Source organism: Streptomyces sp. NPDC058401 (assembly GCF_042722885.1).
In the GTDB taxonomy this organism is placed as follows: domain Bacteria; phylum Actinomycetota; class Actinomycetes; order Streptomycetales; family Streptomycetaceae; genus Streptomyces.
Genome location: NZ_JBHXKA010000031.1, coordinates 1 through 13,823 on the forward strand (window position 1 = coordinate 1; position 13,823 = coordinate 13,823).

11 protein-coding genes are annotated in these 13,823 nt (G+C 71.1%); 4 read left to right on the forward strand and 7 right to left on the reverse strand.

Annotation, left to right across the window (positions count from 1 at the left end; all coding sequences use genetic code 11):
• The 3 genes from xdhC to ACFWNV_RS14265 form a co-directional block, all read right to left on the reverse strand.
• Positions 1-975: xanthine dehydrogenase accessory protein XdhC (xdhC, locus tag ACFWNV_RS14255; RefSeq protein ID WP_383945590.1), on the reverse strand; the 975-nt coding region annotated here is incomplete at its 3' end.
• Complete coding sequence (gene xdhB / locus ACFWNV_RS14260) at positions 968-3,379, reverse strand: xanthine dehydrogenase molybdopterin binding subunit (protein WP_383945593.1); 2,412 nt, start codon at positions 3,377-3,379, stop codon at positions 968-970. The genes xdhB and xdhC, both read right to left, overlap by 8 nt.
• Positions 3,376-4,851, reverse strand: coding sequence for a xanthine dehydrogenase small subunit (locus ACFWNV_RS14265; RefSeq protein WP_383945596.1), 1,476 nt, complete (start codon positions 4,849-4,851; stop codon positions 3,376-3,378). Before ACFWNV_RS14265 ends, xdhB begins: the two co-directional genes overlap by 4 nt.
• 468 nt (positions 4,852-5,319) lie before the next feature.
• Between ACFWNV_RS14265 and ACFWNV_RS14270 the strand changes: the two genes are divergently transcribed.
• From ACFWNV_RS14270 to ACFWNV_RS14285, 4 genes are all read left to right on the forward strand, one after another.
• A complete protein-coding gene (locus ACFWNV_RS14270; protein WP_383945599.1) occupies positions 5,320-5,958 on the forward strand; it encodes a pyridoxamine 5'-phosphate oxidase family protein in 639 nt (212 codons plus the stop codon).
• A gap of 464 nt (positions 5,959-6,422) precedes the next feature.
• Entirely contained in the window at positions 6,423-7,835 is a 1,413-nt protein-coding gene (locus tag ACFWNV_RS14275) for a family 2B encapsulin nanocompartment shell protein (protein ID WP_383945602.1), read from the forward strand.
• 100 nt (positions 7,836-7,935) lie between these two features.
• Positions 7,936-9,216 (forward strand): family 2 encapsulin nanocompartment cargo protein terpene cyclase, encoded by a 1,281-nt coding sequence (locus ACFWNV_RS14280; RefSeq protein ID WP_383945605.1) that lies wholly within the window; start codon positions 7,936-7,938, stop codon positions 9,214-9,216.
• A gap of 14 nt (positions 9,217-9,230) precedes the next feature.
• A complete protein-coding gene (locus ACFWNV_RS14285; protein WP_383945607.1) occupies positions 9,231-10,136 on the forward strand; it encodes a geranyl diphosphate 2-C-methyltransferase in 906 nt (301 codons plus the stop codon).
• Positions 10,137-10,166: 30 nt separating this feature from the next.
• Here ACFWNV_RS14285 and ACFWNV_RS14290 read toward each other — a convergent pair whose 3' ends face one another.
• The 4 genes from ACFWNV_RS14290 to ACFWNV_RS14305 are packed head-to-tail and all read right to left on the reverse strand — an operon-like array spanning position 10,167 to position 13,823.
• A complete protein-coding gene (locus ACFWNV_RS14290; RefSeq protein WP_383945609.1) occupies positions 10,167-10,904 on the reverse strand; it encodes a DsbA family protein in 738 nt (245 codons plus the stop codon).
• A complete protein-coding gene (locus ACFWNV_RS14295; RefSeq protein ID WP_383945612.1) occupies positions 10,901-12,214 on the reverse strand; it encodes a methyltransferase domain-containing protein in 1,314 nt (437 codons plus the stop codon). Before ACFWNV_RS14295 ends, ACFWNV_RS14290 begins: the two co-directional genes overlap by 4 nt.
• Positions 12,211-13,050 (reverse strand): iron-containing redox enzyme family protein, encoded by an 840-nt coding sequence (locus ACFWNV_RS14300; RefSeq protein ID WP_383945615.1) that lies wholly within the window; start codon positions 13,048-13,050, stop codon positions 12,211-12,213. Before ACFWNV_RS14300 ends, ACFWNV_RS14295 begins: the two co-directional genes overlap by 4 nt.
• A complete protein-coding gene (locus ACFWNV_RS14305; protein ID WP_383945618.1) occupies positions 13,044-13,823 on the reverse strand; it encodes a dihydrodipicolinate synthase family protein in 780 nt (259 codons plus the stop codon). The genes ACFWNV_RS14300 and ACFWNV_RS14305 overlap by 7 nt, the downstream gene beginning before the upstream one ends.

A 13,823-nucleotide genomic window follows, 5' to 3' on the forward strand; every position in this document is an offset into this window, starting at 1 on the left:
GGACTGGGCGAAGACGCGGTTGCCGATCTCCATGAGCCGTTCCGTGCCCCTGCGTCCCTCCGCCCGTGGTCCTGCGGTCTGGAGGTTGGTGGCCGCGTAGCCGGGGTGGGAGCCGGCCGTCGGGTAGACCACCTCGGCCAGGGTGTGCGGAACCGCCCACTGGCGGTCCTGCTCGAAGGTGCGCAGCAGGTCCGCCGCGACGCTCACCGCGATCGTCGCGGGCTCCTTGCCCGTGATCTCGGTCAGCCCGATCGGGGTCTGGATCCGGTCGATGGTGCCGGCGTCGTGACCGCCCTCCGCGGCCAGGCGCTGCCGGAACCGCGCCCACTTCGCGGACGAGCCGATCAGACCGATCGAACCGAGACCGTCGGTGCGCAGGGCGGCGTCGCACAGCGCGGCGTCCTCGGCGTGATCGTGCGTCATGATCAGGACGTGGGTGCCGGGCGGCAGCTCCCCGAGCACCGTCTCCGGCAGCAGCGGGGTGTGGTGCGTGTGCACCTGCGCCACCGCGTCCGACAGCACCCCGAGCCGCTCCCCGGTCAGCATGTCGGAGCGGCTGTCGACGAGGTGCAGGTCGAGGTCCTGGCGGGCCAGGATCCGCGCCAGTTCCAGCCCGACGTGCCCGACGCCGAAGACCGCCACCGCCTGCACCACCGGCAGCGGTTCGAGCAGTACGGTGACGGCCCCGCCGCAGCACTGCACGCCGTGCCGGCTGGTCACCTTGTCGTTCAGGGCGAACTCCATCAGCTCCGGCTCCGGATCGGCCGCGCCGCACAGCTCGCGCGCCCGGTCGATGGCGACGGCCTCGATGTTGCCCCCGCCGATCGACCCCCAGGTCTCGGACCGCCCCACGACGAGCTTGGCACCGGCCTTGCGGGGCGCGTGGCCGCGCACGGTCGCGACGGTCACGAGCACGCCGGGTTCCCGGCGTGCCCGCAACCGCGCGACCGCGGCGACCCAGCTCATGTCAGACATGGCTCAAAGCGCTTGCATCGGCACCGGCACCGGCCGGGACCCCACTGTCCCCGGCCGGCTGCCCGCCGCCGGGCACAGCGCCCTTGCGGACCCCTTCGATCGCCCAGTACACCGCCTCCGGCGTGGCCGGCGAGGCCAGCTCCACACTGGTTCCGGCCGGCCCGAACTCCGCGGCCGCCTGCCGCAGGGCCTCCCGGACCGAGAAGGCCAGCATCAGCGGGGGCTCACCGACCGCCTTGGACCCGTAGACCGCGCCCTCCTCGGTGGCGTTCTCCATCAGCCTGACGTTGAACTCCTCGGGCATCTCGGAGAAGCTCGGCAGCTTGTACGTACTGGCGGCCTGGGTCAGCAGACGGCCGCGGTTCGGGCCGTCGCCGGAGTCCCAGCGCATGTCCTCCAGCGTCAGCCAGCCCGCGCCCTGGACGAAACCGCCCTCGACCTGACCGATGTCGATCATCGGGGAGAGGCTGTCGCCGACATCGTGGACGATGTCCACCCGCCGGATCCGGTACGCGCCCGTGAAGCCGTCCACTTCCACCTCGGTCGCCGCGGCCCCGTACGAGAAGTACTTGAACGGCGAGCCGTGGAACGCCTTCGCGTCCCAGTGCAGGCCCTCGGTCCGGTAGAAACCGGCCGCCGAGAGCTGGACCCGCTGGAAGTACGCGGTGCGCACCAGGTCGTCCCAGGCCAGCTCCTTGTCGACGCCCAGGGCGCGCGCGACGCCCTCGACGATGCGCACGTCCGAGGCGTTCGTACCCAGCTGCGTGCCGGCCACCTGGAGCAGCCGGTCGCGGATCTGCTCGCAGGCGTTCTTCACCGCCGCGCCGTTGAGGTCCGCGCCCGCACTGGCGGCGGTCGCCGAGGTGTTGGGCACCTTGTCCGTGCGCGTCGGGGCGAGGCGCACCTTGTGCAGCGGGATGCCCAGCGTGGTCGCGGCCACCTGCAGCATCTTGGTGTGCAGGCCCTGCCCCATCTCGGTGCCGCCGTGGTTGATCAGGACGGAACCGTCCTTGTAGACCAGCACCAGCGCACCGGCCTGGTTGAAGGCGGTGAGGTTGAAGGAGATGCCGAACTTGATCCCGGTCATCGCCAGCGCCCGCTTGGTGTGCGGGTGCGCGGCGTTGAAGGCCGCGATCTCGCGACCCCGCTCGGCCAGCGCGGCGTCGTCCCGGACCTGCTGCCAGATCGCGGAGATCCGCTCGGGGTGGGGGACGGGCTGCCCGTACGGCGTCGACTGGCCCCGCCGGTAGAAGTTGCGCTCGCGCAGCTCCATCGGATCCAGGCCGAGCAGCGGCGCGCACCGGCCCATGATGTCCTCGATCACCAGCATGCCCTGGGGCCCGCCGAAACCGCGGAAGGCCGTGTTGGAGACCTTGTTGGTCTTGGCGATGCGGCCGGCGATGCGCGCGTTGGGAATCCAGTAGGTGTTGTCGATGTGGCACAGCGCGCGGGCCACGACGGGCTCGGACAGGTCCAGGCTCCAGCCGCCGTCGGCGGTCAGGGTGGCGTCCAGGGCCTGGATGCGCCCCTCGGCGTCGAAGCCGATCTTCCACGTGGCGTGGAATCCGTGGCGCTTGCCCGACATGGTCAGGTCCTGGGTCCGGTTGAGCCGTACCCGAACCGGCCGGCCGGTGAGCTTGGCGCCGAGCGCGGCGACGGCCGCGAACCCGTGCGGCTGCATCTCCTTGCCGCCGAAACCGCCGCCCATCCGCAGACACTGCACGGTCACCTCGTGGCTGTGCAGGCCGAGGACGTGGGCGACGATCTCCTGCGTTTCCGAGGGGTGCTGGGTGCTGCTCTGGATGAACATCTGCCCGTTCTCGTCCAGCAGGGCGAGCGCCGCGTGCGTTTCGAGATAGAAGTGCTCCTGGTCGGAGAACTGGAACTCCCCGGTGAACACGTGCGCGGAGTCCCCGAAACCGGCGTCCACGTCACCGGTCAGCATCCGGGGGCGGGCGCCGTGGAAGCTCTCGGACTCGATCGCCTCCCGCAAGGTGATCACGGAGGGCAGTTCGTCGAGCTCCACCTCGACGGCCGCCGCACCGAGCCGGGCCGCCTCCACGCTCTCGCCCAGCACCCAGGCGACCGCGTGGCCGTGGAACATGACCGTGTCGGGGAACAGCGGTTCGTCGTGCTTCATGCCGGCGTCGTTGACCCCGGGCACGTCGGCCCCGGTCAGTACGCGGACCACGCCGGGTACGGCGAGCGCCGGCTCGGTGCGCAGCGCCGTGATCCTGCCGTGGGCCTTCATGACCTGGACCGGGTAGGCGTGCAGGACGTCCTTGGTGCGGTGCACCAGGTCGTCGGTGTAGAGCGCCGCACCGGTGACGTGCAGGTTCGCGCTCTCGTGGGGCATCGACTGCCCGACGACGGGCTTTTCGGGACGCTCGGACAACTGGCTCATGACGACACCGCCTCGGTGGTTTGCGCGTACAGCTTGTTCAGGCTCTGGCCGAGCATCGCGGAGCGGTAGAGCGCGCTGGCGCGGTGGTCGTCCATGGGGGTGCCCTCGGCCCGCAGGATCCGGGCCGCGGCCTCGACGGCCTCAGCCGTCCAGGGCTCGCCCTCCAGGGCGGCCTCGGTGGCGAGGGCGCGGATCGGGGTGGCGGCCACGCCGCCCAGGCCGATGCGCGCCTTGCGGACGATCCCGTCCTCGATGTCGAGCGCGAAGGCGACCGCGACGCTGGAGATGTCGTCGAAACGCCGCTTGGCGATCTTGTGGAAGGCCGTGACCGGCGACAGCGGCAGCGGGACGCGCACCGCGCGGATCAGCTCGCCGGGACGGCGCACGCTCTGCCGGTAGCCGGTGAAGTACTCGGCCAGGGGGACCTCGCGCTCGCCGTCGGCGCCGGCCAGCAGCAGCGAGGCCTCCAGCGCGAGCAGGACCGGCGGGCTGTCACCGATGGGGGAGCCCGTCCCCAGATTGCCGCCGAGGGTGGCGCTGTTGCGGATGAGCCGGGACGCGAACTGCGGGAACAGCTCCGCCAGCAGCGGGACGCTGCCGTCGAGGCGGCGCTCGATCTCGGTGAGCGTCTGCGCCGCACCGATCACCAGGTGATCGGACTCGGCGCGCAGCTCCCGCAGTTCGGGCAGTCGGTCCACCGCGACCACGCAACCCGCCCGGCGGGAGCGGATGTTCACCTCCACGCCCCAGTCGGTACTGCCGGCGACCACCACCGCGTCGGGCCGCTCGCTCAGCAGCCGCACCGTCTCCGCGAGGGTGCCCGGCCGCAGGAACTCGCTGTCGTCCCGGGTGTATTCGGTGGCGGCGGCCTCGGGCGGGGACTGCTCGCGCCGCTGCGCCAGGGCGTCGTCCTCGGCGGGCGAACCGACGGCGAACGCGGCATCGCGGATGGGGCGGTAGCCCGTGCAGCGGCACAGGTTCCCGCTCAGCGCGTGCAGATCGAAACCGTTCGGGCCGTGCTCGGAGTCGGTACCGGCGGCCGGCTCCGCCGCCGGGTCGGTGTGTGCGCAGCGGTCGGGCCGGTAGTACTCGGAGGCCATGCTGCAGATGAACCCCGGTGTGCAGTAACCGCATTGGGAGCCGCCGCGGACGGCCATCTCCTCCTGCACGGGGTGCAGCGCGGTGGCCGCGCCGGACTCGTCGACGGTGGCGAGGCCTTCGGAGGTGATGACCTCCTGACCGTCGAGGGCCAGGGCCGGAACCAGGCAGGCATTGACCGCCACCCAGTCGGTGGGCTTGTTCACCCCCGGCCGGGCCACGAGCACCGAGCAGGCACCGCATTCGCCTTCGGCGCAGCCCTCTTTGGTTCCGGTGAGGCCGCGGTCGCGCAGGAAATCCAGCACCGTGGTGTGGGCTGCGGCCGGAGCGATCGGTGTTTCTTTCCCGTTGACCGTGATCCGCGCCGCTACCACGGTACGTCCCCGTTCCGGGGCGCGGTCGATCGGACTGTCCTAGTCGCCATGGCAGGAACTTTCTCGTTCAGTGGCCGCAGCTCGATGTCCCGCGAGCGCGGCGAACCGGCACGCAAGGAGGTGCCGTAAAAGGTGACGGGGTGATGTAAACGTTCCGGGGCCGCGATCGGGCACGCCGGAAGGGGGCCGTTCAGCAGCCGTGTGCTACACGACCCGGAGCCCAGGCGGTCTGGTGAGCGAGGCGAAGCGGTACGGAGAGGGTCGACATCCGGCTTCGCCTCCTTCCAGGGGGCTCTCGAGTTGGTGCGGTCGAAGTTACGTGCAGAAGATTGATCGGTCAAGCACCCTTTAGGACGATTCCATGAAGGCCGCCGCTGGTGGGGGGCGCTCCTTCGTACGCGCATCCAGTGGCATAGTCGCCGTAGGGCGGCGGCGGACGCCGCCGGCGAACGGGCGGGGGGCGGGGAAGTGGCTGCGGACACAGGGGCGTTCGAGGAGATCACCAGCGAGGGAGAACTGCGCGAGCTCCTGGGGGAGCCGACCGCGGTGGCCCTGGGCAAGGAACGGCGGACCCTCCACGAGCACCACGCGCAGTGGCTCGCGCACTCCCCGCTCTGCCTGATCTCCACCTCCGCCGCCGACGGCACCTGCGACGTCTCGCCCAAGGGCGACCCGGCCGGCTTCGCCAAGATCCTGGACGACACCACCCTCGTGATCCCGGACCGGCCCGGAAACCGCCGCGCGGACGGCTTCCGCAACATCCTCACCAACCCGCACGTCGGTCTGCTCTTCCTGATCCCCGGCCGTGGGGACTCCCTGCGCATCAACGGCCGGGCCCGGCTGCTGCGCGACGCACCCTTCTTCGACGAGCTGACCGTGCAGGGGCACCGGCCCACCCTCGCGCTCCTCGTCGAGGTCGAACAGGTCTACTTCCACTGCTCCAGGGCCTTCGTGCGCTCCGCCCTGTGGAAGCCGGAGACCTGGAATCCGGAAGCCGCCCCGTCCCGGGCGAGGATCTCCAAGAGCCTGGAGCGCACGCACGAGTCCCTGGAGTCGCTGGAGCGCTACTACGGACCCTCGTACGACGAGAAGAACATGTACGTCTGACCGGACGGGCCGGATGGACCGGGCCCGGATCCGCAGGGGATCAGGGCTGCCACGGCCTGCATGACGGAGCCCCCTGCTCGCCGAACACCGCGATCGGCGGGCAGGGGGCTTCCTCCACCACGCCCCCTGTGGCAGCGAGAGCCGCAAGCAGCCCAGGGAGCGGGTGTCCGCAGTCAGTGAACCAGGGATGGACCCGAGGGGGCGACTGGTCCCGAACACGGAAACCGGCCGGTCCGGCCGGTCCGGCCACGGTGAATCATCCAAGAGGCCGTGTGCCCCACCCCGGCTGGAAATCGTCGGTCTGACAAACAAACCCCATGCGGGGCAGGATCACCAGAACGAAGCAACGGCATCGTTTTTTCACGGTCGGCCGGGGAGTACCGCCGTTACGGTTCCCCGGGATCTGGACGGACGCCCAGACGTTCGCCTTTTCCCTTCCCCGCTGATGAAGGAGAGCCCGACCGATGACCGTTGACACCAGCCCGGAAGCCCAGCTGGATCCGCCCAAGCAGTCCAGCCTGGGCACGTCGGCCGCCCGCAACCTTGCCACCACGACCAAGTCCGCCCCGCAGATGCAGGAGATCACCTCCCGCTGGCTGCTGAGGATGCTGCCCTGGGTGGAGACCAAGGGCGGCGCCTACCGGGTGAACCGCCGGCTGACCTACACCGTCGGCGACGGGAGCATCGAGTTCGTCCAGGACGGTGCCCGCGTCCAGGTGATCCCGCGCGAGCTCGGTGAACTGGCCCTGCTGCGCGGCTTCGACGACGAAGAGGTGCTGGCGGCGATCGCCGGCCGCTGCGTCCAGCGCGATTTCCGTGCCGGTGAGGTGCTGGTCGAGCGGGGCGCTGCCGCCGAGCAGGTCCACTTGATCGCCCACGGCCGGATCAGCCAGACCTCCGAGGGCAAGTACGGGGACGAGATCTCCGTCGCGGTGCTCGCCGACGGCGACCGGTTCGGCGAGAACGCCCTGCTGGACTCCGACGCCCGGTGGGACTACACGGCCACCGCCGAGACCCCCGGCACCCTCCTCACCCTCTCCCGCGCCGACTTCGCCGGCATCGTGTCCAATGCGCCGCACCTCCAGGAGCACATCCAGCGGTTCAGCTCGCTGCCCCTGCAACGGCAGAACAAGCACGGCGAGGCCGAGATCGCGATGTCGGCCGGCCACACCGGCGAGGCCGAACTGCCCGGCGCCTTCGTGGACTACGAATCGAAGCCGCGCGAGTACGAACTCTCCATCGCCCAGACCGTCCTGCGGGTGCACACGAGGGTCGCCGACCTCTACAACGGCCCGATGAACCAGACCGAGGAGCAACTCCGGCTCACCATCGAGGCCTTGCGCGAACGCCAGGAGCACGAGCTGGTGAACAACCGGGAGTTCGGCCTGCTCCACAACGCCGCCTTCAAGCAGCGGATCCAGACCCATTCCGGCCCGCCCACCCCGGACGACATGGACGAGCTGCTCTGCCGCCGCCGCGGCACCAAGCTCTTCCTCGCCCACCCCCGCACGATCGCGGCGATCGGCCGCGAGATGAACGCCCGCGGGCTCTACCCCGACCACGTGGACGTGGGCGGCCAGCAGGTCCCCGCCTGGCGCGGGGTCCCGATCCTGCCGTGCAACAAGATCCCCATCTCCAAGGAGAACACCAGCTCGATCCTCGCCATGCGCACCGGCGAGGACAACCAGGGCGTCATCGGCCTGCGCCAGACCGGTCTGCCCGAGGAGTACGAGCCGGGCCTGTCGGTCCGCTTCATGGGCATCGACGAGAAGTCGATCATCTCCTACCTGGTCACCACCTACTACTCCGCCGCGATCCTGGTGCCCGACGCCCTCGGCGTCCTGGAGAACGTCCAGATCGCCCGCCGCAGCGACTGACCGGCCGGCGGACCCGTACGACGACAGCCCGGACCCTCGCGGGCCGGCCGAGCGCGCCCGGGATCCGGGACGGACCACCCACCCCACCAAGGAGTCACGGATGCCCGAGCCCGGGCCTTCCCCTCTGCAGTCGAGCCTGCCCGGCGCCGCTGCCCAGTTCGGAGCCCACGTCCTCGGCAGCGCCCGGGCCCACGCGTCCGGCGGTCTGCCCGCCGGACCCGCAGTACCCGGCCGGCAGGCGTTACCCGCCCCGACCGCCCCGACCGCCCCGTCCGCCCCGAGCGCCGCCCTGCAACGGCTCCTGGGCGGACCCAGCGGTCTGGGCACGACGGGCCTGCACCCGGCCCGCCGGGAGGAGCCCCCCGCGCCCGCGGCGGCTCCGGAGCCCGCCGCTCCGGCGGCCGGAATCCCGATCCCGGGCCTCTACCACCACCCGGTGCCGGAACCCGACCCGGTGCGGGTGGCGGAGGTCAGCCGCCGGATCAAGGCCTGGGCGGTGGAGGAGGTCGACCTGTTCCCCGATGCCTGGGAGAACCAGTTCGACGGCTTCCACGTCGGGCGCTACATGGTGGCCTGCCACCCGGACGCCCCGACCATCGAGCACCTGATGGTCGCCACCCGGCTGATGGTCGCCGAGAACGCGGTCGACGACTGCTACTGCGAGGACCACGGCGGCTCGCCCATCGGCCTCGGCGGACGCCTCCTGCTGGCGCACACCGCCATCGACCCCCTGCACACGACGAAGGAGTACGAGCCCGCGTGGGCCGAGTCGCTCCGGTCGGACGCGCCCCGGCGCGCCTACAGCTCCGCCATGGAGTACTTCCTCCGGCAGGCCACCCCCTCGCAGGCGGACCGCTACCGGCACGACATGGCACGGCTGCACCTGGGGTACCTGGCGGAGGCGGCCTGGAGCCAGACCGAGTACGTCCCCGAGGTGTGGGAGTACCTGGCCATGCGGCAGTTCAACAACTTCCGCCCCTGCCCCACCATCACCGACACCGTCGGCGGCTACGAGCTGCCGGCCGATCTGCACGCCCAGGCCGCCATGCAGCGGGTCATCGCGCTCGCCGGGAACGCCACCACGATCGTCAACGACCTGTACTCCTACACCAAGGAACTCGCCGCCCCAGGACGGCACATGAACCTTCCCGTGGTGATCGCCGACCGGGAGGGGACCTCCGACAAGGAGGGCTACCTGAAGGCGGTCGAGGTTCACAACGACCTCATGCACGCCTTCGAAGCGGAGGCCGCCGCCCTGGCCGCGGCCTGCCCCGTCCCGAGCGTGCTGCGCTTCCTGCGGGGAGTCGCCGTCTGGGTCGACGGCAACCACTACTGGCACCAGACCAATACCTATCGCTACAGCCTGCCCGACTTCTGGTAAGGACGGATCTATTAGTGACCAGCACTGATTTCACCACCGGCACCACCGGCTCCCACGGCGCCACCCCGGCCCCGGTCGTCATTCCCGGCCCGGCGACCCCCTACCAGGGGGACATCGCCCGCTACTGGAACAACGAGGCCCGGCCGGTGAACCTGCGTCTCGGTGACGTGGACGGCCTCTACCACCACCACTACGGCATCGGCGACGTCGACCACTCCGCCCTCGGCGACACCGAAGACGCCGCCTACGAGAAGAAGTTGGTCGCCGAGCTCCACCGGCTGGAGTCGGCGCAGGCCGAAGTCCTCCTGGACCACCTCGGCCCCATCGGCCGCGAGGACACGCTCGTGGACGCCGGCTGCGGCCGCGGCGGCTCGATGGTCATGGCCCACCAGCGCTTCGGATGCAACGTCGAGGGCGTCACCCTGTCCGCCAAGCAGGCCGACTTCGCCAACCAGCGCGCCCGCGAGCTCGGCATCGACGACCACGTCCGGGCCCGCGTCTGCAACATGCTCGGCACGCCCTTCGAGACCGGGCAGGCCGCGGCGTCCTGGAACAACGAGTCGAGCATGTACGTCGACCTGGACGACCTGTTCGCCGAGCACTCCCGCGTCCTGAAGGTCGGCGGCCGGTACGTGACCATCACCGGCTGCTGGAACCCGCGGTACGGCCAGCCCTCGAAGTGGGTCTCCCAGATCAACGCGCACTTCGAGTGCAACATCCACTCCCGCCGGGAGTACCTGCGCTCCATGGCGGACAACCGGCTCGTGCCGCAGGCGGTCATCGACCTGACCCCCGCGACCCTGCCCTACTGGGAGCTGCGGGCCACGTCCTCGCTGGTCACCGGCATCGAAGAGGCCTTCATCGAGTCCTACAAGGACGGCTCCTTCCAGTACCTGCTGATCGCGGCCGACCGGGTCTGACCGCCTTCCGCGACCGGCTACGGTGCGGAATCAGGGCAGCAACAGGGCGGCCTGCGCCAGGAGTTCCTCGTACACCTCCGGGCGGTCCCGGTCGATCACGGGGAAGCCCTCTCCGAAGTCCCCGTTCACCCAGTGAGCCTCGATGCCGGGGTTGGCCATGTCGGTGCCGTCGTGGAGGAACACGTGCGGGCTGCAGTTGACCCGGCCCTCGCGCGCCGACTCGTACTGGGCCGTCACGGCGGCCCGCGCCGAGCCCGTGTCCAGGGCGTGCGCGAGCGCGTCCACGTCGACGGCCCCCGTCGCGGCGGCCACGTCCAGGATGACGTGGCGCATCGAGATGCAGCGGCCCTCCGCCCAGAAGGCGCGGCGCAGTGCGCGGTCGAGCCGCTCACTGGCCTCCAGGGACTGGGACTTGGCCGCGTGCACCGCTTCGAGCGGAGGCAGGGTCGTGACCGGGTAGGCCCAGTCCGGCCCCTGCCACAGCCGCCAGCCGGCCTCCGGTTCGAGCGCGCCGAGCACCGAGATCTCGGAGTCGACGCCGGGCCGGGCGTTGACCTCCCGGTTGAACAGCTCCAGCGGGAAGGCCCGGAAGTCGAACCAGATCCGGCCCTCCAGCCCCAGCTTGCGCCGGGTCTCGTGCAGCCGGTGCACGGCCACGTGGGCGAAGGAGCAGTTCAGATCGGTGTAGACGCTGATCGTGTCGGGCGTCGCGGGCAGCCGCGGATCCGCGAGCCGGCCCTCGGTCGTGGTCGTGGTCGTCGTGGTCACGGGGTCCAGCCTTCCTGGTCGGGCCGGGTGCTGTGCGAGAACCGGGCCACGGTGACGTCCCCGGAGACGACCGAGCCCTCCCAGCCGTAGACCTGTCCGAAGGATCCGGATCCGGTGTCCGCCGGGTGCCGCCGGGAGAAGGTGAGCGCGATCCGGTCGCCCGGCCGCACCGGCACGGCCTCCCGGACCGGCAGGTAGGCGTGCTTCCAGCTGTCCGAGGTCGTACGGGCCTGCGGATCGTCCGCCGCCACCTCGTCGCCGGAGATGTCCAGGGCCACGGTCTCCGACAGCGTGGCCACGAAATAGCCCTTGAAGCCGGTGAACAGCCCCGCCCGCTGGACGGTGTACACGAGCGGAACCTCGTACGAGGTCTCGTGCGCGCCGTGCGTCCCCTCGAAGGCGTACCGGCGCAGCAGCCGCGGCGCCGAGAGCTGGCCGCCCAGCGGGATGATCGCGTCGTAGTAGAGGTCGAAGGCGTCCCTGGCCCCCCGCCCCTTCAGCAGCTCGGCGAACTCGGCCGGGCTGCCGGCGTCCTGCGGCGACCCGTCGCGGACCGCCCCGTGGGCCGCCTCCGCGGTGACCGGTACGAGATAGCTCTCCACGGCCACCGGAAGCATGGCGCCGCCCGGCCGCAGGAAACGGCTGCGGGCATCGTCGAGGATCGCGACGCAGTTCTCGTTGTCGGCGAGGTTGCCCATGATCTCGGAGATGATCAGGTCCACCCGCTCGGGCAGCTCGATGTCGAAGGAGAAACCGCGCAGCGGATGGAAACGGTCCCCGAACCCGGCCTCGGTGAGCCGCCGCGTCGCGGTCTCCAGGATCTTCTCGTTGAGGTCGATGCCGTAGACCCGGGCCGCTCCCGCCTCCAGCGCCCACTGGGCCAGGATGCCGGTACCGGTGCCCAGATCGAGCACGGTGGCGCCGGGCCGCACCGCCTCGGTGATGGCCGCCCTGTACGCGGCCATGCGCAACCGGTCGCCCAGCATCAGGTCGTGGAAGCCGTCGTCCCATTCGAGCAGCCGCTCGGAGGCCGGCAGCCACACGTCCTGCTGCTCGTAGAGCTGCCCGAGCACGCCCGCATGGTGCACCGTCAGCGGCTCCGCCGCCGCGCCGGACACCGGGCAGCCGGTGGCCAGGTCGAAGCCGGTGCCGTGCAGCGGGCACGTGATGCGCAGGGTGCGCGGATTGACCTGCCCGTGCACGAGCCGGCCGAGCCGGTGCGTACAGGCGGCGTCGATCACGAACTCCCGGCCCGAGACGCGGACCCGCACCCGGCCGCCCGGCAGCTCTTCCAGCACGGCGTCGCTCATGCCACCTCCCGCGCACGCTCGACGGCGGCGTCGAAGGCGCCCCCGATCAGCCCGGACAGCAGCTGCGCCCCGACCCAGAGCTTCGTCGCGTCGAGTCCGCGCGCAGCCTCGTACTCCTTGATCGCGGTCTGCATCTCCCGCATGTGGAAGGTGTCGATGTGCAGGTGCTCGGTGTAGTACCGGCCCTGCGCGATCCCGAGCCGGGCGCAGGCGCGGGCCTGCACGGTGAAGGCGTCGGGGATGCTGGCCTCCAGGTAGGCGAGTGCGCCGAGGAAGTACTCGACGTGCTCGGCGCGCTGGGTGAGCCAGTAGAAGACGTTGAGGAAGGCGTACGTCTCGTCGCCGGTGGTGTCGAGGAAGCTCTCCAGCTCCTGGGGGAGCCCCAGTTCGGCGAGCAGGTCCAGGTAGAGCTTGGAATGGGTCTGCTGGAGGTTGCCGCAGCCGAACTCGTCGATGAGCACCCGCATCACGGCCATCTGCGCGCGGATCGGGAGCCGGGGGATCGCCGGGAAGAAGTTCTGCGCCTCGGTGAGTCCGTCGAGGGCGAACTCCCTTACCACGTGGGTGAACTGCTCCCGGGTGGCCTTCTCGGCGAGGTAGCTGCCGGCGGGGCTGCCCTCGCGTTCGAGGGCCAGCAGTCCGGCGAGGCGCTCCTTCCACTCGGCGCGGCCGGCGAGCGGGGGAGTGCGGTCGGCGAGGTCCTCGACGAGCGGCTCGATCCAGGTCGCCTCCAGGTCCTCGATCCGGGCCAGGACCGTTGAGTTCTGGAGGGTGCGGTTGTGGATGAACAGCCTTTTCTGCGGGCTGTCTTCGGGCTTCGGTGTCAGGTTCAGCACGGGACCTCCCGGTCGGTCTCGATCACGGCGCGCCGCAGCAGTTCGGTCTTCAGCGAGCGGTACCAGTCGTCCCGGTCCAGTCCGTACCGTGCGTACGCGGTGTGCAGTTCGGCCGCCCGCTCCGCGCCGCGGTCGGTCAACAGGGCCCGGCAGAGCTCCGGTTCGACATTGCCCAGGGCGACGACCCAGCCGTCGACGGGCCCGGAGTCCAGCAGGAGGTGTTCGAGCCCCTGGACCACGGGCACGCCCGGGCCGGCGGCGATCAGCGACCGGGTGAACTCGGGCTCTCCGGCGGAGTCCTTGACCCCGGCCACTCCCGGCAGCGCGCAGATGCGCAGCAGGGTGCCCAGTTCGAGGCTGTTCCGGGAGACGGCCGACTCGTGGTAGACGATCACGGGCAGGCCGGCTCCGGCCACCGCCTCGAAGTGGCGGTACATCTCCTCCTGGGTCACCTCCGCCCCGTACGGGGTGGTGGCCACGACCGCGGCGGCGCCGAGTGCGGCCGCGCCGCGGGCGAGGGCGAGGACCGCGGCCGTGGTGGGCCGCAGGATGCCGGCGAGGACGGGTAACCCGTCGGCGTACCGGACGGCGGCGGTCAGCGTGTCCTGCCACTGCGCGTCCGACAGGGAGCCCCCCTCGCCGGTGCTCAGCGCCGGCAACAGGGCGTCCGCGTACGGCCGTACGGTGGCGATCAGGCGGGCCATGCTCTTCTCGTCGATCTCTCCCGCCGCGTCGACCGGGGTGACGAGCGCGGTGGTCATTCCGGTGATCAT

Bases quoted from the DNA above. Each gene is read 5' to 3' on its own strand.
- ACFWNV_RS14280 (WP_383945605.1), top strand. From the start codon at position 7,936: ATGCCCGAGCCCGGGCCTTCCCCTCTGCAGTCGAGCCTGCCCGGCGCC.
- xdhB (WP_383945593.1), bottom strand. From the start codon at position 3,379: ATGAGCCAGTTGTCCGAGCGTCCCGAAAAGCCCGTCGTCGGGCAGTCG.
- ACFWNV_RS14275 (WP_383945602.1), top strand. From the start codon at position 6,423: ATGACCGTTGACACCAGCCCGGAAGCCCAGCTGGATCCGCCCAAGCAG.
- ACFWNV_RS14305 (WP_383945618.1), bottom strand. From the start codon at position 13,823: ATGATCACCGGAATGACCACCGCGCTCGTCACCCCGGTCGACGCGGCG.
- ACFWNV_RS14295 (WP_383945612.1), bottom strand. From the start codon at position 12,214: ATGAGCGACGCCGTGCTGGAAGAGCTGCCGGGCGGCCGGGTGCGGGTC.